General features: G+C 56.4%; 20 protein-coding genes. 11 read left to right on the plus strand and 9 right to left on the minus strand.

The window, feature by feature from the left end; genetic code table 11:
- Positions 1 to 61: 61 nt before the first annotated feature.
- A complete protein-coding gene (locus tag J0X19_RS10505) occupies positions 62 to 1,255 on the minus strand; it encodes an L-dopachrome tautomerase-related protein (RefSeq protein ID WP_206984313.1) in 1,194 nt (397 codons plus the stop codon).
- A 660-nt stretch (positions 1,256 to 1,915) separates the two neighbouring features.
- On the opposite strand from J0X19_RS10505, the gene J0X19_RS10510 reads away from it, so the two are divergent.
- Entirely contained in the window at positions 1,916 to 2,221 is a 306-nt protein-coding gene (locus tag J0X19_RS10510; RefSeq protein ID WP_206984314.1) for an RlpA-like double-psi beta-barrel domain-containing protein, read from the plus strand.
- A gap of 12 nt (positions 2,222 to 2,233) precedes the next feature.
- Here J0X19_RS10510 and J0X19_RS10515 read toward each other — a convergent pair whose 3' ends face one another.
- Positions 2,234 to 3,265, minus strand: a complete 1,032-nt coding sequence (locus tag J0X19_RS10515; RefSeq protein ID WP_242582427.1) for a hypothetical protein — start codon at positions 3,263 to 3,265, stop codon at positions 2,234 to 2,236.
- Positions 3,266 to 3,398: 133 nt separating this feature from the next.
- Positions 3,399 to 3,800, minus strand: a complete 402-nt coding sequence (locus J0X19_RS10520) for a hypothetical protein (RefSeq protein WP_206984315.1) — start codon at positions 3,798 to 3,800, stop codon at positions 3,399 to 3,401.
- 219 nt (positions 3,801 to 4,019) lie between these two features.
- On the opposite strand from J0X19_RS10520, the gene J0X19_RS10525 reads away from it, so the two are divergent.
- Positions 4,020 to 4,364, plus strand: coding sequence for a hypothetical protein (locus tag J0X19_RS10525; protein ID WP_206984316.1), 345 nt, complete (start codon positions 4,020 to 4,022; stop codon positions 4,362 to 4,364).
- A 109-nt stretch (positions 4,365 to 4,473) separates the two neighbouring features.
- On the opposite strand, the gene J0X19_RS10530 is transcribed toward J0X19_RS10525, so the two are convergent.
- Positions 4,474 to 6,039: a hypothetical protein gene (locus tag J0X19_RS10530; RefSeq protein ID WP_206984317.1), complete on the minus strand. Its 1,566-nt coding sequence runs from the start codon at positions 6,037 to 6,039 to the stop codon at positions 4,474 to 4,476.
- A 235-nt stretch (positions 6,040 to 6,274) separates the two neighbouring features.
- Here J0X19_RS10530 and J0X19_RS10535 point away from each other — a divergent pair, with 235 nt between their 5' ends.
- The 5 genes from J0X19_RS10535 (at position 6,275) to J0X19_RS10555 (ending at position 9,870) form a co-directional block, all read left to right on the plus strand.
- Positions 6,275 to 6,493 carry a CsbD family protein gene (locus tag J0X19_RS10535; RefSeq protein WP_206984318.1) on the plus strand — a complete coding sequence of 73 codons (219 nt, stop codon included), beginning with the start codon at positions 6,275 to 6,277 and terminating at the stop codon, positions 6,491 to 6,493.
- 187 nt (positions 6,494 to 6,680) lie between these two features.
- Positions 6,681 to 7,280, plus strand: coding sequence for a hypothetical protein (locus J0X19_RS10540; RefSeq protein WP_206984319.1), 600 nt, complete (start codon positions 6,681 to 6,683; stop codon positions 7,278 to 7,280).
- A gap of 45 nt (positions 7,281 to 7,325) precedes the next feature.
- Positions 7,326 to 8,156: a DUF1206 domain-containing protein gene (locus J0X19_RS10545; protein ID WP_206984320.1), complete on the plus strand. Its 831-nt coding sequence runs from the start codon at positions 7,326 to 7,328 to the stop codon at positions 8,154 to 8,156.
- 345 nt (positions 8,157 to 8,501) lie between these two features.
- Positions 8,502 to 9,242: a hypothetical protein gene (locus J0X19_RS10550; RefSeq protein WP_206984321.1), complete on the plus strand. Its 741-nt coding sequence runs from the start codon at positions 8,502 to 8,504 to the stop codon at positions 9,240 to 9,242.
- 28 nt (positions 9,243 to 9,270) lie between these two features.
- On the plus strand, positions 9,271 to 9,870 hold the full coding sequence (locus J0X19_RS10555; protein WP_206984322.1) for a hypothetical protein: 600 nt from the start codon (positions 9,271 to 9,273) through the stop codon (positions 9,868 to 9,870).
- An 85-nt stretch (positions 9,871 to 9,955) separates the two neighbouring features.
- Here J0X19_RS10555 and J0X19_RS10560 read toward each other — a convergent pair whose 3' ends face one another.
- Entirely contained in the window at positions 9,956 to 11,173 is a 1,218-nt protein-coding gene (locus tag J0X19_RS10560; protein WP_206984323.1) for an NAD(P)-dependent oxidoreductase, read from the minus strand.
- A 220-nt stretch (positions 11,174 to 11,393) separates the two neighbouring features.
- On the opposite strand from J0X19_RS10560, the gene gcvP reads away from it, so the two are divergent.
- Entirely contained in the window at positions 11,394 to 14,309 is a 2,916-nt protein-coding gene (gene gcvP / locus J0X19_RS10565; protein ID WP_206984324.1) for an aminomethyl-transferring glycine dehydrogenase, read from the plus strand.
- A gap of 135 nt (positions 14,310 to 14,444) precedes the next feature.
- Here the strand turns inward: gcvP and J0X19_RS10570 are convergent, their stop codons facing one another.
- Positions 14,445 to 14,741: a hypothetical protein gene (locus J0X19_RS10570; protein WP_206984325.1), complete on the minus strand. Its 297-nt coding sequence runs from the start codon at positions 14,739 to 14,741 to the stop codon at positions 14,445 to 14,447.
- Between the two features lie 216 nt (positions 14,742 to 14,957).
- Here J0X19_RS10570 and J0X19_RS10575 point away from each other — a divergent pair, with 216 nt between their 5' ends.
- Positions 14,958 to 15,557, plus strand: a complete 600-nt coding sequence (locus J0X19_RS10575; RefSeq protein ID WP_206984326.1) for a DUF4136 domain-containing protein — start codon at positions 14,958 to 14,960, stop codon at positions 15,555 to 15,557.
- A 69-nt stretch (positions 15,558 to 15,626) separates the two neighbouring features.
- On the plus strand, positions 15,627 to 16,277 hold the full coding sequence (locus J0X19_RS10580) for a hypothetical protein (protein WP_206984327.1): 651 nt from the start codon (positions 15,627 to 15,629) through the stop codon (positions 16,275 to 16,277).
- Between the two features lie 79 nt (positions 16,278 to 16,356).
- Here J0X19_RS10580 and lipA read toward each other — a convergent pair whose 3' ends face one another.
- The gene (gene lipA, locus J0X19_RS10585) at positions 16,357 to 17,250 is read right to left on the minus strand and encodes a lipoyl synthase (RefSeq protein ID WP_206984390.1); all 894 of its coding nucleotides are present in this window, start codon (positions 17,248 to 17,250) and stop codon (positions 16,357 to 16,359) included.
- 197 nt (positions 17,251 to 17,447) lie between these two features.
- Entirely contained in the window at positions 17,448 to 18,233 is a 786-nt protein-coding gene (locus tag J0X19_RS10590) for a hypothetical protein (RefSeq protein ID WP_206984328.1), read from the minus strand.
- A gap of 120 nt (positions 18,234 to 18,353) precedes the next feature.
- Here J0X19_RS10590 and J0X19_RS10595 point away from each other — a divergent pair, with 120 nt between their 5' ends.
- Positions 18,354 to 18,761 carry an OsmC family protein gene (locus tag J0X19_RS10595; RefSeq protein ID WP_206984329.1) on the plus strand — a complete coding sequence of 136 codons (408 nt, stop codon included), beginning with the start codon at positions 18,354 to 18,356 and terminating at the stop codon, positions 18,759 to 18,761.
- Positions 18,762 to 18,873: 112 nt separating this feature from the next.
- On the opposite strand, the gene ytxJ is transcribed toward J0X19_RS10595, so the two are convergent.
- The gene (ytxJ, locus tag J0X19_RS10600) at positions 18,874 to 19,215 is read right to left on the minus strand and encodes a bacillithiol system redox-active protein YtxJ (RefSeq protein WP_206984330.1); all 342 of its coding nucleotides are present in this window, start codon (positions 19,213 to 19,215) and stop codon (positions 18,874 to 18,876) included.
- Positions 19,216 to 19,262: the final 47 nt, after the last annotated feature.

Consider the following 19,262-nt stretch of genomic DNA (forward strand, 5'->3'; position numbering starts at 1 on the left):
CAAGGAAAGGCTTTCTAACTAGCTTGAAATGCAACCCATTGCAAGCGCAGGTGCCAGCCGCTTATTGAGCTAGCTTCATCTTGAATATGTGGTAAGGCTGATCCTGCTTGCCCACGCCTTTATTCCAGGTTGGGGTTTTGTGAATAGCCGAATTAGTAACGTATAACATGGCCCCGGGGCCGAAAGCAAACGTATCGGGCCACTCCAAACGGGGGTCTTGCACCACCATTTCTATCTTCCCATCCGGCGTGCGGCGCTTGATGGAATGATCCTCAAACGTCGTCATGTACAGGTTGTTGGCAGCATCAATTTCCATCCCGTCGCAAGCCGGTACTTTGCCTAAGTCCTCTATCTGCTGGCCTAACTGCGCATCGGTGAGAGCCGCGTTGCGCAATGCCTCCGTTTTGATGCGGTACAGCTTATAGCTGGTCAGCGGCTTCCAGTATAGGTATTGCAGGTCTTGGCTGAGCGCAATACCATCGGCGTTGAAGGCAGCCTGCTTGCCCATCGGGTCCCGCAGCAGTTGCCCGTCGGCTTTAATGTTGAGGGTAGTATCGGCCAGCATCGAGGGGTGTTTTTCCAGCACTTTGCGCGCTTTGCCCGATTTCAAATCCACCACTACCAGCGCGCCAATGCCCGATTCGGTGATATAGGCGAAGTTGTTTTGCGTATCAATCCGCACGTCGTTGAGGTAGGATTTACGGGCGGCTACGCTTTCCGGGAAACTGATGGTTTGCACTGCCTTATTGGTGGCTGGGTCAATCTTCACCAGTTTAGGGCCACCGGGCACCGTACCTTTCAGTCCAGGCGAAGCCGGATCAAGCACCCAAAGCATTCCGGCTTTATCGGCATACACGCTCTGAGGGCAGATCCAATGCTTCTGGGGCTCGTTGCGCACAGTTTCATTCCAAATGCACCAATTGGCATCCGGGTACGGTTTCACCGAGCCATCAGTCCCGATTTCCGCAACGGGGTTTACGGGGTTGTTGTCCCAGCGCGGAAAGTCGCCGAACACGCGGCCATCGGGCAGCACGGCTACCCCCACAATCTGTGGCTCCCGAAACGCCGCTACCACTTGCAGCGGGGAGTTGGCGGGTGCTTGTGGAGTTGCGGTAGCAGTTGAGTCAGCGGAAACGCCAGTAGTAGCCCGGCCATTAGAATCTGGAGACGAGCAGGCACTTGCCAGCAACACCAGCGCGAAGCCAGTGAAGCTCAGCAACGGCCGCGCAGCGAAGTGTGGTTTGATGCAGAACATGTTATCTTTTTAATATGAATCAGAAGCTTCCGGCTACTCCAACAGGCCGGCCGGGTGGTAGCCAATGCCGTTAGTACGGCCAAGGATGCGCCAAGTTCAATGATTAGGCATCTTTTCCACAGCAACTACCAGACCCTGTTGAGCTTATCCTGCTATCTGCTGCCTATAGCCCATCTTTGGACGAGCAAAGGCTCACTAATTTTTTTGTCGTACCTTTGAGCCCTGCTTTATCAAAAAGCGCTAATAAGTACAATATTTTATAGTAATTATCTGATTTTACAGTTCTTTTCTCGTCTAAAACGCTTGATTCAGCCATTTGGCTGCTCACATAAAAACAAGGGCAACTTTTCCTCTATCGAGGAGGTTGTGCCCTTCCCTAAAGCCGAGTCGGGCCGGCTGTCCATCCTCTCCGGACTAAGTTGAGAGTACACGAACCCACACGCCATGTCTATTGCGCTGTTCCTACTAACGTTTCTATTCCCTCCCCGTACTCTTTCGACTCCTGCGCTGGCTTTACCTTCCACCGTAGCTAGCTTGAGCCCTCGCTCGGTACCCGTAGTTGTACCGCTAGAGCCTGTAAAACGACTGCCTAAAACGCTGTCATACACTGTTACTGCCACCACCTATTGGCCTGAACCTGGGCAGACCGATAGCAACCCGATGGAAACCGCCGATGGGTCCATCATTCCCAAGCGCCACTCCAGCCGTACTCGCTGGCTGGCTGTCTCCCGCGACCTGTTAGCCAAGGCTGGCGGTCCTTTTAGCTACGGAGAGCAAGTGCAGGTGCAAGGTATTTCCGACGAGCTTGATGGCATCTACACCATTCACGACACCATGAACCGCCGCCACCGCCACTGTGTGGATGTGCTAGTGAACGAGAAGGAGTGCAAGTCCGGCATGGAAGGCCGCTGGACTGAAATCAAGGTCACCAAGATTGCTCCCAAGCCTATTTGGGTTGCAGGTTAATTACCCTCCGCTTTACGCGTTATCCGTTGCTGGATAATGAGTTAGCTGGAGCGGCTCGCCATCAGCGGTGTATAAAAAGCTGAGTGGCTGCTCGGGGTCGTGCATGATGTCCTCCAACGGAATCTGCCACCGTTTCCACATTTCCAATAACGATTGCCCGTAAGCTGCATTTTCCCAGGGGTTGAAAATGTCGCCAGTAACATCGTCGATAACTGTGTCCATTACCAGTTGGGTAGCGCCAGGCTGCAACGGACGCAGGTAATAATCGGGCACCACATTCAGGATGTAGGCTGCGTAATACACACGCGCCTTAAATTCAGCCACTTGCACCGGATGCAAAGGCCGTTGCGCATCCTGATACACGCGGCGCATAGCCTGCCGGATAATACCATTGTCAACAAGGCATGCTGTTACCACGGCGTTGTCGAGCTTGATGCTGAAAGCCAGCGTGCTTAGGTCGTCGTCGTACTCAAACGGCATATCGTCCTGGGCAGGGTCCACTTCCAACACAAACACCGAGGCCGGCGTGAAATCGTCGAACTCAACGGGGACGCGCAACGCCTGAAACGGCTGAAAGAAGGCCTGAAACCGGCGCAGCATCTTGGCGTTTTCGGCTAGTGGGTACTGCGGCACGGCCAGCGGCTCCAGCTCGTTGAGCAGTTCCGTTACCAGTACCCCGTACATCATCTTGCCCAGCCACAGAAACAAGGTTTTGTCGTCAAGATTTCGTAGGCCAGTGACGCCTTGGCTGGCGGCAGCCTGCACCTGCGCCTCCAGCGGCTCTACGTGCTGGGTACGGCAACGCGGGCAGCACGCAATTTGCAAGTCCTTGTAGGCCACAATACTTAGATCGAGCAGCTTGATCTGCCGCTCGTGCAAGTGGTAGCGGTTCATTAGCCACTCCCCGAACACAGGCACGGCGTCAACGCCGGGCGTGGTGGGCGTACCACACAAAAAGCATTGCCGCGCCCCAAACCGCATCCCGTCGAACGGGTCGTAAAACGTGAAGTCGTTGGGGGCAGGCGGCGAGGAAAGGGCTGACATAACAAGCAAGCTGATGGGAAGGCCGCAAAGGTAAGTGCCAAGAGCGAGTGAGTGCCACGCCCGAATTCTCTACCAACACAAAGCGCCCCGACCACCTAGGTGGCCGGGGCGCTTTGTGTTGGTAAGCAGGGTATTAGCGCGAAAGTGAAGAGCCCATTTTGATGAGCAGCTTGCTTAGCTGCCCAAGCGGAGCCGAATAGTCGTCGGTTGATTCGTCGGCTACTTTGCTGGTTTCGGCGCCGAGCGTCGCTAAGGTTTCGGCGAGGTCGTGCGTTTTGGTATCAGAAGCGTTTAGCTGCTCCCGCAGGATGTTCAGTTCCTGAATGATTTTGGCCAGACCCGGCCGCTCCGAAGCTTGCAACACAGCTTCCCATCGGTCGATTTCAGACAGCCCGTGCTGATCGGGCTTATCGGGGACGCCCGCATTGAGCAACGCCAGCGTATCGTCAAGCAAAGCGCTGTTTTGCTGATCGGTTACGTCCAATGGCACGTTTGGGGTAGCGGGTGTTTGGGGAGTGGAGGCAGTGGAATCCATAGTGGTATGAGTCGGTGAGCGGAAAGGCCTGCTGTGCTATACTTACTCCTTTCCGGAAAAGTTGAGTTGCCCGGCTTGGAGATGCTCGAACCGAGCCTTGGAGTGGGGAACAAAGCGCCTGCGTAGCGCCCAAAAAATCTGGGCTTACGGATGGGTTACTTTTTTCGAGTAACGACATAAAGGGCACGTACTTTTTCCACCATCAACCTTCCTGCTTTTATGAAACTGTCTGTTAAATCTTTGTTTGTAGCCGCTGCTGTTGCCTTCGCTGCCACTTCCTGCACCGAAACCGGCAAGCAGAACGCCGAAGCCGCTGGTGAAAACACCGAAGCTGCCGCCGAAAACGTAGGCGACGCCGCTGCAGCCGAAGCCAACAACGCTGCCAACGCCACCGAAAATGCCGTAGAAAACGCTGCTGCCAACACCGAAGCTGCCGCCGACAAAGCTGGCAACGCCATTGAAAACGCCGCCGACAAAACGGCCGCCGAAACCAAAGAAGCTGCCCAGAAGGCCGATGCCAAGATGGACAAAGCTGCTGCCGAAGTGAAAGAAGAAATCAAGTAAGTACCGGGAGTAGCCTTGCTGCTTTCTACACCAGAAACCCGCTTATGCTTTGCCGTCAGGCTGCGTAAGCGGGTTTCTTCTTTTTGATACTCTGACTGCTTCCTAGGCGTTATGCTTTTCCCAGCGGCTTCTTTGATTCCGCTGCCGATGGTACGTCGGCTAGTTCCAGCAATACTTCATAATAGGGCCGGCGCAACGTACGAGCCCGCAGCCAGGCGTAGAAGCTCATCAGCTGCAAATCTTCGCGCTGCTGGGGCACCAGGTCGGGCATTTGGTACACACGCTCCATAAAGCTGGGGTGGCGCAGCGCATCGGGGTCTTCAATTATTTCGCGCACCAAATCCAGGTAGGTGATTACGTGGGCGTACGGGCCGGCTTCGGCGTCGCCGCTCCGCTCCCGTAGCAGCCGCTCGATGGCGCGCAACCGGTTTAACGCCAGGTCGGAGTTGCCCATTTCAAACTGCGCCAGCATTTCGCCGATGTTCTTGTTGACCAGCCACTCCAAGCCCATTTCCTGCTCGCACCAATGGTCGGAGCGGCCCATATTGATGAGGGTCTGATTGGTTTTGGTGAATTTTCCTTCGGCGAAGTAGTGGAAAGCCAGCCCCAGCCGTGCCGTGAGCTGGTCGCGCGGCGACAGGGCAACGGGGGGTTTCAGGGCTTGCTCTAGCAGCTTGATACTCTCGGCATTGCGGCGCATAAACGCGTAGTTGGCGGCCAGCAGAAACGTGTAGCGCGGCAGCCACTCGGCGCGGTAGCTGGCCCCACCTTCTTCGGCCAGTGCCGCCAGCAGCAGCCCCAGGTACTGCACCGATTCCTCGAAGCGCCGCACCCGGTACAGCGCGTGCGCAATCATGTACAGCAGGCCGGCTTGGTAATAGCGTTGAGCCGGCTGAAACCCGTGGCGCTTTTCCATGAGGTGGTAGCAGCGCATTACAAACGGCGTAAACGAGGCAAAGTCGCGGCGCACGAGCATGGCATTGCGGGCAATGGACATGAGGCGGTAGAGCACGGCGGGCCGGCGGGCAAACGCCTCCTGCAAATCGTATTCGCGCAGCACATCTTGCAGAATACCATCGAAGGCCTGGCCGGCCCGGCCTTTCACGCGGGCCTGCCGTAAGCGCTGCCGAATTAGGCTGTCGGCAATGCCGGCGCGCTCTTCTTCATCGGCGGCTTTTTTATTGAGGTTGCGCCGCCGAATAATGTCTTCGAGCGGATCGGCGTGCTCGGAGTTGGCTTGCGCAATTTGCACGTTATATACCGTGTTCAGCAGGTCGTATTGTTCGTTTACGCGGGCCAGGTTCTCGGCTTTGCGCAACGTGTTCCAAGCCAGCCGCTGCACCCCCGCCTCGAACAGGTACTGCGCCAACGTAAGCAAGCTCCGCACGGAGGAAGCCGCCGTGGGGTCGTGCTGGCGCTGGCGCAGCAGGAGGTAGTCGGTGAGGTGGCGCAGCAGGCGTTTGCGCAGGGCGTAATACGCGGTGGCGTTGGGTTCCTCGGGGTAGAGTTTGGCCAGCAGCTGCGGCGTGGTATACTCTTTCTGGTGCAGCAGCAACTCGCACAGGCGCAGGTCCATACGGCCCTTTTGCTTGCGCTTTTGGCGCTGAATAAACTGAATAAAGTCTTTGCGGTCTTCGGGCGAGAAGGTAGCTAACGTGGTCCGAAGGTCGTCCATAAGAGGTAGGCAGCAAGAATAGAGGATAGGCGTAAGCAGGCAACGTAGGCAATTGGGCAACTACCCACGTTGCCACTCTAAAGAAAACAGCTTCCAAGGGATATTCAAGCTTGGTTGTGAAGCCGTAGCTGAGCCGCCAGCACCTGCTGCCGAGCAGCAAAATTTAGGCATTATCAGCCGACCTTAAAGCACAACCGTACAAGCCACTATTCTCCACTTATACATCCTCCCACTCATGGACGCTAACAACAACGGCATCGACGACAGCACCGAACTGCGGGCACGCGGTAACTGGAACGAAATCAAAGGTGAAACCAAGAAGAAATGGGCGAACCTGACCGACGACGACCTGACCTACGAAGAAGGCAAACAGGACGAATGGTTCGGCAACTTGCAGCACAAAACCGGCGAAACCATTGACGACATCAAAGCCTGGTTTAAACGCACCTTCTAGACGTTTTACCGGTTGTAAATATATAAAGAAGTGCCCTGGGCTTCATTGCTTAGGGCACTTCTTTGTAAGTAAGCTTGCAGAGACTTGACGCTTATCTAGATTGTTTAAAATTTAAAGTTTTCATATACCTATTATTAATATAATTATCCCTTTACCTTTGTCCAGACTGGTTTCAGTCTCTGCCGCCATGAACATTCATCCAGAGGAATTACGCACCCTGGGGAACCCAGCGCTGCTGCAACGGCCTAAAACAGCCTTCTTTTGCTCACGCGAGTACCCGGAAGCCATTGAGAAGCCTACCTATTTGTGGGCTCTCGAGCAGCGCTATGCTGGCAACTGTGTATTGTCCGGATTTCATTCCAAGCTAGAGCAGGCGGTGTTCCGCTACCTGTTGCAAGGCCCTGAGCAGCCCATTGTGTACGCTTTAGGCCGCGGCATCCAAACCAATCTGCGCTTTGAGTACGGCACCGAGATAGAAGCGGGCCGGCTGCTGTTCATTACCTTATTTGAGAGCGGAGTCCGCAATATCACCACCGAAACGGCCGAAATCCGCAACCTGATGGTAGCCGATCTAGCCGACCAGTTCTTTGTGCCTTACATGACGGCCAGCGGTAATATCGAGCGGCTATTGGCGCACCCGGTAGCGCAAGGCAAGCCCATCTACACCCTCGATTTGCCGGTGAATACGCCCCTGTTGCAGCGCGGTGCTATTCCGTTTCGGCCAGCTGGGGTGCTGGGCCGGCCGAAGTCCTGTCCCCCACCCCGCCCCGGTGGCCTAACCTTATAGTGCCCGTTCTGCGTACCACGGATATTTCACCTGATTCCGTGTCTCATGACTGTCACTACCTCTCTTTCTTCGGCCATACCCAACTCGCCTTCCGCGGGTATTCGGGCACTGGCCCGCTTCGGCTTTGCGGCCAAAGGCTTGGTGTATCTGTTGATGGGGTTGCTGGCGTTGCTGGCGGCTACCGGCCAGCGCGGCGGCCAAACGGCCGATAAAAAACAAGCTGTCCAGACCTTGCAGGAGTTGCCGGGCGGCCCTTTTCTACTGGGCTTCATTGCTTTCGGTTTGCTAGGCTACATTGTGTGGCGCTTTGTGCAAGCCGTGCGCGATACGGAAGGCAAAGGTTCCGGCGCGAAAGGCATTGGCCGGCGCCTAGGCTACGCGGGCAGTGGCCTGCTCTACGCTAGCTTGGCGTGGTTTGCGGCCCAACTAGCATGGAGCGGCAGCGCCAATGCAGGCAGCAATAGCCAGCAGACACTTACGGCTACGGTACTCGGCTGGCCCGGCGGCGACTGGATTATTATAGCGGTAGGCTTGGCCATTATTGGCGGCGGTATCTATCAGGTTATCAAAGCCTACTCAGGCAGTTTTCATAAGCACGTAAACGCCAGCGACCTGCCTGCCAACCAGCAGAATGTAGTGTACCGGACGGGCCAAGTGGGCTATACCGCCCGCGGTATTGTCATGGCTATTATCGGTTACTTTTTCGTGCAGGCGGGTCGCCAGTCGCGCGCTTCCGCCACCGGCAGCACCGACGAAGCTTTTGACCTATTGGCTACTATGGGACCAGCAGTGCTGGGCATTGTGGCGCTAGGGCTTATGGCTTATGGCCTCTACATGCTGGTACAAGCTCGATACCCAGTGCTGCGCGGCGTATAGCTGCTTGTGCTACGTTCTATAAAAGCCAAAGGCCCGAAACAGCAGTGTTTCGGGCCTTTGGCTTTTGAGCTGCTGCAAAAGCAGTAAACAGAACAGTGAAAACGCTCAGGCTAGATAGCAAAGAGTGAATCAGATGGTAGTTTTTATTGCACCTAGCAGGAAAGAGGAACAACGCTTTACGACTCTTTGCAAAGTCTGATTACGCAATGCTATAATTCACACCATCAACTAGTTGACTCCAACAATTTAATATACCCAATGTCTTAATATAGGTAAATATGGTTGCTAGCATTCTTGCTTGGAAGTGCATCTTTCCTACCTCACTTCCACCACTTGCTCCCTACCATGATACGCGCCATTGTTACTCTGCTTACATTGCTGTTGTTAGGCCTGTCGGCACGGGCGCAGGATGTGCTTACCAAAACCAACGGGGAAGAACTGAACGTGAAGGTGCTGGAAATAACCCCTTTCGATGTGCGTTATAAGCGCACCGATAACCCCGATGGCCCGCTTATCACTATACGGCGCGCCGATGTGTTTATGGTGCGTTACGCCAATGGCACCAAAGAAATGCTGGGGCCCGTTCCGCCTCCAAGGGAAGCCATGGCCAGCTCGGCCACTACAGGCCCCACCGTTCCCGGCGACGAGGCACCTGCCTTCGAGGAAATACACCTGAATGGGCCACGACTCGGTATTACGGTGCTAACCGGCGGCGTTGCCAGGAAAGCCGACAAAGAATACAGCCTCAACCCGTTTCTGACCCAGTTCGGCTGGCAGTTCGAAACCCGTATCTTCCGCATGCCCAATGGCACGGCGGGTTTGCTGGAGGTTGTACCCCTCATTGGCGGGCTGGAGCAAGGCAAATTTATACCGAGCCTCAATGCCCTGATTGGCATCCGGGGCCCCAAGGGGATTGAATTTGGTTTGGGCCCCAACGTTTCGCCAGCGGGGGCCAACATTGCCCTGGCCGTTGGCACTTCCTTCCGCAGCAATGGCATCAACTTCCCCGTCAATTTTGCCGTGGTGCCCGGCAACGGCGGGGTTCGGTTCAGCTTGCTGTTCGGCTTCAATTCCCGTACCCGCTAATTCCTTCTGCTTTATCTTTTCGAATACTATGCGCCACTTCCTTATCCTGTGTAGTCTGCTGCTACTCACTGCCCAAGCCTACGCCCAAGACGTTATTCTGTACACCAATGGAGAAGAGCGGCCAGGCAAGGTGCTAGGCATAACGCCTGACTCCGTTACGTACCTAACCACTGAAGCCGGCCGCTCCGATACCGTGCGCCTAGCTACTAGCAGCGTCTTTCTGATTCGCTACGCCAATGGCACCAAGGAATTATTGACTAAGCCGGCTACTGCCCCCACCGAGCAGCCCATGTCCAAGGAAGAAGCCTACGCCCAAGGACGGCTCGACGCCCGCAAGTACTACCGGGCCCCCGGAGCCTTCTGGGGTACCTACAGCGCCACTGTCTTAACAGGGTACGGTGGCCCAATCGTTGGTGTGGCCGTGGCCGCCTCCAAGCCCAGGCCCCGCAACTTTGTAGTACCAGATGCAAAGCGGCTGCAAGACCCTAACTACACGGCAGGGTATCAGCGCCAAGCGCAGAGAAAAAAAATTGGAAGTGCAGCGGGAGGCTTCGGCGCTGGCGTGGGTACTCTGGCAGTAGTTGCCGCAGTAATGGTGGCGATACTGGTTAACACTACCCACTGGTAACAACGCCAGCCCGATATTCACTGTTGGACGAGCAACAACCGAAAATCCGCTTACTGAGTGTTGATTTATAAGGTGTAGCTATTCCTTACGCTACGTAATCAACCAAATACTGGTAGCGCGGTGTAAGCTCTCCATTGCGGGCAATAGTGGCGCGTTCTACTACGTCGTCTTGCCCTTGCTCACCAAGCAGGTGCGGAAATACGTTGTCGAGGAGCTGGCGGCCAAAGTCGCGGCTGGCGTTGCGGGGTAGCTCACACGGTAGGTTGTCCACGGCCATAATGGTGATGTTGGACGGGCGCGAGTAGGCGGGCTCCAGCTCGCCGGTCTGGCAGTTATAGTCGAAGGCGGGTTCCGGGATGCTGGTGCTGCGCTTGGTGGTTGGGATGGAGCCGTTCACGTCGCAGGTTACGTCGGCAATGGTGTTGATGCGGAAGCCGGGCCGCTGCGTGTCGTGCTCGGTGAAGAGCTGGGGCGCGGCCGGGTGCCAGTAGGCGCAGGCAATCAGCAGGTCAGTAACCGGCAAAAACTTCCCGAACGTGGATTCATACTCCTGCGGATTGCGGTGGAAGTCGGGCGTATCCCACACGCGGCCGTCGCGGCGGCGGTTGTAGTCGGAGCTGCGGAGTTGGGTGTACACCGGCTCGTTGAAATCGAGGTACAGATAATCGTACACGCTCACCCTTCGGAAGCCCATCAAGTCCAGCACTTCCAGCGCCCCTTGCGCCACCCGGCCGGTGCCCGTCACGGCCATTTTGATGGGCGGCAGGCGCTTTACTTTGAAGAATTCTTCCTGCATATCCTCCATGTCCACGCACTTGTAGGCGGGCTTGAGCTGGTAGAGGTTGTGCTTGCGGCCGTAGGTGAGCAGCCCATTGTAGGCGCCCACAATGCCGGCCCAGCGCCCAAAGGCCACTATCCGCTCCCCGCCGTCGTGGTTGGTCATCAGCTCGTAATCAACGAGGGTGATGTGGTGGCGCAGCACGGCCCGTAACAGCTCCCGGTTGGCGGGCTGCTTCTTCACGGTGTGGGAAAAAAACAGGTAGGTTTTATTGGGAATCAAATCCACTACTGCCACTTCCTTCACGCCCATCAGAATGTCGCAGTCGGCCACGTCGGCGCGGACCTCCAGCCCCAGGTCCCGGTACTCTTGGTCGGAAAAGCAGCGGTGCGGGCTTTCCTGCACAATGATGCGCAAACCAGGGTATTGCGCTTGTGCTTCCACGCATTTTTTGGGCGTGAGCGGTACACGCTTGTCGGGTGGGGTTTTGCCTTCTCTGATAAGGCCGATGGTGATGGAACGCATAGGTTGGGTGGGCAGTGGGTGGGAATCGAAGCCAAATCTATAGGTTTTGCCGAGTCTAGCGCCGAGCTGCTGGGTGTATAATCTGGGCACTTGCCTGCCTCAGGTAAACTTTTAAGCAGTCAATGGATTAAGGAAGCAAACCAACAGAGGAAGCTTTTTTCAAGTTACCTTTGTTGAGGCCTCACCGCCGCCCATCCGTGCCACCTGATTTCTTTCCTGTATGTTGCTCCAACCAAAGGCCGCCGACGTATTTATTGACCGTCATAACGGACCTGATTCCGCTGCCGTGGCCGATATGCTGCGCGCCATCGGTGTCGATTCGCTCGACCAGCTTATCGACGAAACCGTGCCGGCTGCTATCCGCCTGAAACAGCCGCTGAACCTGCCCGCTGCCCTCACGGAGCGGGCTTTTTTGGCGAAGTTCAAAGGCATTGCCAGCCAGAACCGCCTGTTTAAAAACTACATCGGCCTGGGCTACCACGACACCCAGCTGCCGGGCGTAATTCAGCGCAACATTCTGGAGAATCCAGGCTGGTACACGGCCTACACGCCTTACCAGGCCGAAATTGCGCAAGGCCGCCTCGAAGCCCTCATCAATTACCAGACGATGGTAATGGAGTTGACAGGTATGGAAATTGCCAACGCCAGCTTGCTCGACGAAGGCACTGCCGCCGCCGAAACGCTGCACATGTTCCACTCGCTCAGCAAGAAGAAAAACGCCACGCGCTACTTCGTGTCGGAGCAGGTGCTGCCCCAAACTATTGACGTACTGCGCACCCGCGCCACGCCGCTCGGCATTGAGCTGGTAGTAGGTGACCATCGTACTGCCGACCTCACCGACGAAAGCCTGTTCGGCGCCATCCTGCAATACCCCGCCGCCGACGGCGCCGTGTACGACTACACCGACTTCATCTCGAAAGCCCACGACAGCAACCTGTTCGTGACCGTAGCCACCGATTTGCTGTCTCTGACGCTGCTCACGCCTCCCGGTGAAATGGGTGCCGATGCCTGCGTAGGCAACTCGCAGCGCTTTGGCGTACCGATGGGCTACGGCGGCCCGCACGCCGGTTTCCTGTCCACCAAAGACCAGTTCAAGCGCGTCATTCCGGGCCGCATCATCGGGCAGAGCATTGATGCGGCAGGCAACAAGGCCTACCGCATGGCGCTGCAAACCCGCGAGCAACACATCCGCCGCGAAAAAGCCACCAGCAACATCTGCACCGCGCAGGTATTGCTGTCAGTGCTGGCGGGTATGTACGCGGTGTACCACGGCCCCCAGCGCATCAAGCAGATTGCCGCCAACGTACACGCTCACACACAGGTGCTGGAGCAGGCCTTGAAAGCCTTGGGCCTGGAGCAGCGCAACGAGTTCTACTTCGATACGCTCGACATTCAGCTGGAAAGCGCCGAGCTGCAAGCCGCCGTGCGGCAGGAAGCCGAAGCCGCTGGCATCAACTTCCGCTATTTCGGTGAGACGCAAGTAGGCATTTCGCTGCACCAGAACACTGAGATTGAAGACGTAGCCGACATCGTGGCCGTGTTTGCCAAGGTGCTGGGCAAAGAAGCTGCTGCCACCGAGCTGCCCACCGAAATTTCGGTGAACTGGCCCGAGGCGTTGGTGCGCACCAGCCAATACCTGACGCACTCCATCTTCAACACGCACCACTCCGAGCACGAGATGCTGCGCTACATGAAGCACCTCGAAAACAAGGACCTGAGCCTCGCGCACTCCATGATTCCGCTGGGCTCGTGCACCATGAAGCTGAACGCCACCGCCGAAATGATTCCGGTTACCTGGCCGGAAATTGGCGGGCTGCACCCTTTCGCACCGCGCGAGCAGGCCAAAGGCTACACCCAGATTTTCCAGGACTTGGAGCAGTGGCTGTGCGAAGTAACCGGCTTCGCGGCCGTGAGCTTGCAGCCCAACTCGGGTGCGCAGGGTGAGTACGCCGGCTTGCTGGCCATCAAAGGCTACCACGATGCCCGCGGCGACCAGCACCGTACCATTGCCCTGATTCCGGCTTCGGCCCACGGCACCAACCCGGCTTCGGCGGTTATGGCCGGCATGCAGGTAGTAGTGGTGAAGAGCACCGAGGAAGGCAACATCGACGTGGCCGACTTGAAAGCCAAAGCCGCGCAGTACGCCGACAAGCTAAGCTGCCTGATGGTGACTTACCCCAGCACGCACGGCGTGTACGAGGAAACCATCATTGACATCTGCCAGACCATTCACCAGCACGGCGGCCGGGTGTACATGGACGGTGCCAACATGAACGCCCAGGTGGGCCTCACCTCCCCCGCCACCATCGGCGCCGATGTATGTCACCTGAACCTGCATAAAACGTTCTGCATTCCGCACGGCGGCGGCGGCCCCGGCGTAGGCCCCATCGGTGTAGTTGCCGACTTGGCGCCCTACCTGTCGGGCCACGTGGTAGTGGATGCCGATGGCCGCACCGGCGGCGCGGTATCGTCGGCACCGTGGGGTTCGGCCAGCATCCTACCAATCAGCTACGCCTACATCAGCATGATGGGCGGCGAGGGGTTGACCGAAGCTACCCGCATGGCCATCCTGAACGCCAACTACATCAAGGCCAAGCTGGAAGAGCACTACCCCGTGCTGTACACCGGTGCCAACGGCCGCTGCGCCCACGAAATGATTCTGGACTGCCGGCAGTTCAAGAAGGCCGGCATTGAGGTGGAAGACATTGCCAAGCGCCTGATGGACTACGGTTTCCACGCACCTACTGTATCCTTCCCGGTGGCAGGCACGCTGATGGTGGAGCCCACCGAATCGGAAAGCAAGGAGGAGCTGGACCGTTTCATTGAGGCCATGGTGAGCATCCGCAAGGAAATTGCCGAGGTGGAAGCCGGCCGCGCCGACGCCAAAGACAACCTGCTCAAGCACGCGCCGCACACCGCCGCCACTGTGCTGACCGAGGAGTGGAACCGCCCCTACACCCGCGAGCAGGCCGTGTACCCCACCGAGTACGTGCGCGCCGCCAAGTTCTGGCCCAGCGTGTCCCGCATCGACTCAGCCTACGGTGACCGGAACCTCATCTGCTCATGCACTTCCATCGAGGAATACGCCGACGCCGAAGAGAAGCTGGTGGAAACCGACAAAGGCCCATCGTATTAGTGCTTAGTGCTTAGTGCTTAGCGCTTAGTTTGAAAAAAGGGGGTTGGAACGATGGTTCCAACCCCCTTTTTACTCGCTGGGCTCAGCTTCAATCTTGTGCTAAGCACTAACAACTAAGCACTAAGCACTAACGACCTACCGTTGCGGGAAGCAGGTGCGGTACATGTAGCCGTTGGTGGTTTTACCGTCTTTGATGACGCGGGCTTTCACGAAATACACGTCTACGGTGTCGGTAACCTGTACCTGGGCTCCTGGCCCGACGCTCAGCAACTGTGCCGATTCCTTGGTCATGCCGTCGTATAGCACGCAGTCGACGACAGTGTTGTGGGTTACCACTTTCGTGCTGGAGCTGACGCTGCTGGTGTTTTCTTTGGCTGCGGTGCAAGCAGCTAATCCTAGCAAACTGGTGAGGAAGAGTATGGGTCTATTCATTGTCGAGATTTAAGGTTGGGGAAGGTAAATAGATTCTCAAAATAAGAAGTCGATTTTCACGGAATAATTTTAATAGCCTAGTACTTCTATATCGGGTCGTAGGGAACATTGACTGAATTGCAAACGTTAAAGTAGCAAGCAACAAAAAGCTTAATTCCAGCTTCTGGGCACAGTTTTTGAAAGCTTACTTCCAGTGTTCTTCACCTTCTTTGTTTTATGAAATTCATCACTCGCCTCTTTGCCCGACCAGCCGCATTGGTGGCTATCGGTTTTTCGCTGATTCTGGGTGTTACGGGTTGTGCCACTTCTTCCCGCGTTGGGGTTACTTCCGACTTCGACCACTCGGTTAATTTCCGGGCCTACAAAACCTGGGCGTGGTATCCGCAGCAGGCCGTTGACGCTGAAGGCGGCCCGGCCAAAGGTTACGAGTCGTTTCTGGACCAGCGCCTGCAAGCTGCCGTGGAGCGGGAGCTGTCGGCCAAAGGCCTGACCCGCGTTGACAAAGCCCCCGATCTGTACATTGCGTACAGCGCCAAGGTAGAAGAGAAGCAGCAGGTTTCGCCGTACTACAACGGCTTGGGCTACCCCTACTATGGGTACGGTTACTACGGCCGCGGTGCCTACACGCCCGTTACGCAGTACAAAGCCGGCACCGTCATCATCGACTTTGTGGATGCCAAGCGCAAGGAGCTAGCTTGGCGTGGCACTGGCCAAGCACAAGTTGATAACCAGAGCATTTCCGAAGAAGAAGTGCACCGCATCGTCAACGGCATTTTGGGCAACTATCCGCCCAACGATGCCAATGCCCGTCGCTAAGCGCGCTGACAACCATTTATTATCGGAAAGCCTCTTCTATTCGAAGAGGCTTTTTTTGTACCTTATACTATGACTTCCATTCCTCGTCCGTACTGGCCTGTTGTTGTACTGCTCTGGCTTGCCAGCCAAGGCCTCACGAGTTGCACCACCGTTGCTGAAAGCGTGTACGGCATGCGCCAGCTTGATGTGGTTGATTACCCACAGGTGCAGGAATACGCCCAGGAGTATGGTGTGGGAGTAGCACCGGGCAAAAGCTTTGCGCTGGATGTCAGCTACTACGAGTTTTTGAAGCGGCAGCCGCTGGCTTTGCAGGAAGTGGCAAAAAACCACGCCCAGCCTTTACAACTGCTGTACTACAACCGGGCCGGCCAGCTTATTTCGTACCATGTGAATTGCTACGCCGGCGGCTTCCCCAACCTCGACTGGAACCCCGATAACCAGTTGGAAGTGTTTCCGCCCGTGTCGCAGGCCCCTACTGATAGTATGCTCTCTTTCACGAAGCTAGCCCCGTTTCTGCGCACCGTGGGCGGCAGCCGTGTGCAAGCCATGGAGTCACTGGCCGATTACACGGTGGTGGTATTCTGGAGCCACCGTATGGGCCGCCAAAGCCGCCGGCTGCTAGCTGCCGCCCAGAAAAACCTGGAACGCGCGCCCGCCGGCCAGAAAACATACATAATGTATGTCAACAACGACGCTTACTTGAAACACTTAGGGATGTAGCAAACCCATTTAGCAAAAAAGCCAGCCCTTGTATAAGAGCTGGCTTTTTCACTGAATACACTATGTCTACTCCAAAATTCTAGATGGGCACGTTTACGTGGCGTTCGGCGTGGTAGCTGCTCCGTACGAGTGGGCCGCTTTCCACGTATTTCAAGCCCCGGGCCAAGCCTTCTTCGCGGTAATGCGCGAACAGGTCGGGGTGGATGAACTCAGCTACTTCGAGGTGGCGCTTGGTGGGTTGCAGGTACTGGCCCAAGGTCAGAATGTCGAGGCCGTGGGCTACTAGGTCGTCCATGGCCTTGTACATCTCGTCTTTGGTTTCGCCCAGGCCCAGCATAATGCCCGACTTGGTGCGCTTGCCAGCATCCTTGGTACGGCGGATTTGCTCCAGGCTCCGGTCGTATTTGGCTTGCGGGCGCACGAGGCGGTAGAGGCTACCTACAGTCTCTACGTTGTGCGACACCACTTCCTGCCCGCCGGCAATCATTAGGTCCAACGCTTCCCAGTTGGCTTTCACGTCGGGAATCAGGGTTTCGATGGTAGTTTCGGGGGAAAGTTGCTTGATACGAACCACGGTTTCGTGCCAGATGCTGGCGCCCCGGTCCTTCAGCTCGTCGCGGTTGACGCTGGTAATAACGGCGTGCTTCACGCCCATCAGCTGAATGGCTTCGGCTACGCGGCGCGGCTCATCGGTATCGTACTCGGTGGGGCGGCCGGTGGCCACGGCGCAGAACGAACACGAGCGGGTGCACACGTTGCCCAAAATCATGAAGGTAGCCGTGCCGGCGCCCCAGCACTCCCCCATGTTGGGGCAGTTGCCGCTTTCACAGATGGTATGAAGCTTATGCTCATCCACGAGGCGGCGCACGGCCGCATACTCGGGGCCGACGGGGAGCTTCACGCGCAACCAATCGGGTTTGCGGGCCTTAGCAGGCGCAGGTGGGGCCGGCTGGATTATGGGCAAAGTCAACAACAGATCATCCATAACACAAAGGTACAGTAGAACGCAGAAGTAAGCGCTTATAAACGAAACTGAAATGTGGCCTGTAACGTAGGCGCGCTCCGGTAGGCTCCTTATAAGAAACGAGAGGTAAGAATTGTTCCAACGGGTGCTTTCGCGCTCCTGAAACAAATCTTACCTCTCACAGGCAACTTCAAATGGACTGCCGATCAGCTTCTCGACCCCAAATAAATGGTAAGGTACACTGAAGGGTAAAAGCGGTTGTTGATATCCTTATCGGCTACGCTGGGGGCGCGCAGAATAACTGGGCGCTGGCCGTACATTTCCAGCAGCACGCCCGTTTCAATGCCAGCTACGGCGTCGCGGTAGCGGCCATACTCGAAGCTGAGGGCGGCTCGCAGATGCCCTCCAATTACTGGCTTTATTTCACTGATGCCCGTAAATAGCGGCCCACGCCCCAACAAATACCGCTGGTCTGCATGCAGGGCTGGGTCGTACTTCTCGGTGCGAATGTCTTCGCCGCCGATAGGATTGCCCCGCGAATCCCGCTGCGTATAATCGTAGTAGATGTAGTAAGGCATTTCCAGCCCGATGGATGGGCCAACCGAAGCCAGGGCGTTTACTTGCACCCCTGACTCAGCCGCTTTGCGGAATACCACTCGCTGCACCCCAATGGATGGGCGCACCACGTAAAAGAAATTGGCCTTGTCTTGCACGTAGGTACCTCCGTCGTAGCTGGCTACTCGCTGCTCTTTGCGGTGCTTCACTTCCACTAGTTCAATGGACCAGTAGCGCGACCAGCTTTCCGTTAGGACGCGCGTAGACCGCAACGAAAGACCGCCAATAAGGCCGCCCCGCGTGTTGAAATTGAGGCCATACACGAACTCCTTGCGGTACGAAGGATCATCGTTGGGCGAAGAAGACGAACCTTGAGCCTGAGCCGCAGAGCTGGTCAGTACAGCCAATAGTCCGGTCAGAGAAAGTAGATGTCGCAAGGGGAACGGAGGGGCTAATGTGGGCGGGCAAACAGAACTGAACGGTAGACCTGAGCCTACCCTATCGAAAGTACGTAAATTTACGGGCATCATCTTGTTACCTAGCTTACTTCCTTGAATATGAACACTGCCACCGCCCGCTACGCCGGTAATTTACGTACCGAAGCCACGCACACTGCCTCCGGCAACACCATCCTCACCGACGCACCCGTCGATAACCACGGCCGGGGCGAAGCTTTTTCGCCGACCGATTTGGTAAGTGCCGCTCTGGGAAGCTGCATGATGACCATTATGGGTATTGTGGCCGAACGCCTCAATGTTGATTTGACCAATGCAACGTATGACGTTACGAAACACATGGCCGCTGAGCCCCGGCGTATCCGGCAGATTGACGTGCAATTTCAGCTGCCCGCTACGCTTAGCTCCAAAGAACGGGCAACCCTGGAAAATGCTGCTCGTACCTGCCCGGTGGCTCTGAGTCTCAACCCTGAAATCCGGCAGGAGGTTCAGTTCGAATACGTAGGTTAAGTAAATGAGTTGAAGGGCAATAGCCCGCTCTAAACCAAATGTGCCGGCCAAGGCCGACCAGCTGGTTTAGAGCGGGCTATTTGTATGGGTAGGACGCGCTTTTCGCCGGAAATTAGCCTACTGCGTTTTTCACGTCGCTCAGCCGGATGCCCATGTGCGAAGCATTGTACTGGCACTCACCATCACGAATGAGCAGCAACTGCGGCGACTCGTGCTGCACGCCAAACTGCTGGGCAATTTCCGATGATATCGGCCGAAAACGGAGCAAATCGAGGTAGTAGAGCTTGGTATCAGCGAGGCCGGCATCGGCCCACTGCCGCTCGATTTTGCCTTTGGCAGCGGCGCTAATGGAGCAGCTCGTGCTGTGCTTGAAAATAAGCACCGGCTGCTCGTGCGATTCGCGTACAATTTCCTGTAGCTGCTCGGGTTGGGTTAGGGGTTGCCAGGGGGTCATGGGGAAAGTAATTGAGTAACTGAGTAGCTGAGTAAGGCTTGCGCAGT

Origin of the sequence: Hymenobacter telluris (assembly GCF_017313265.1) — a bacterium.
Classification (GTDB): domain Bacteria; phylum Bacteroidota; class Bacteroidia; order Cytophagales; family Hymenobacteraceae; genus Hymenobacter; species Hymenobacter telluris.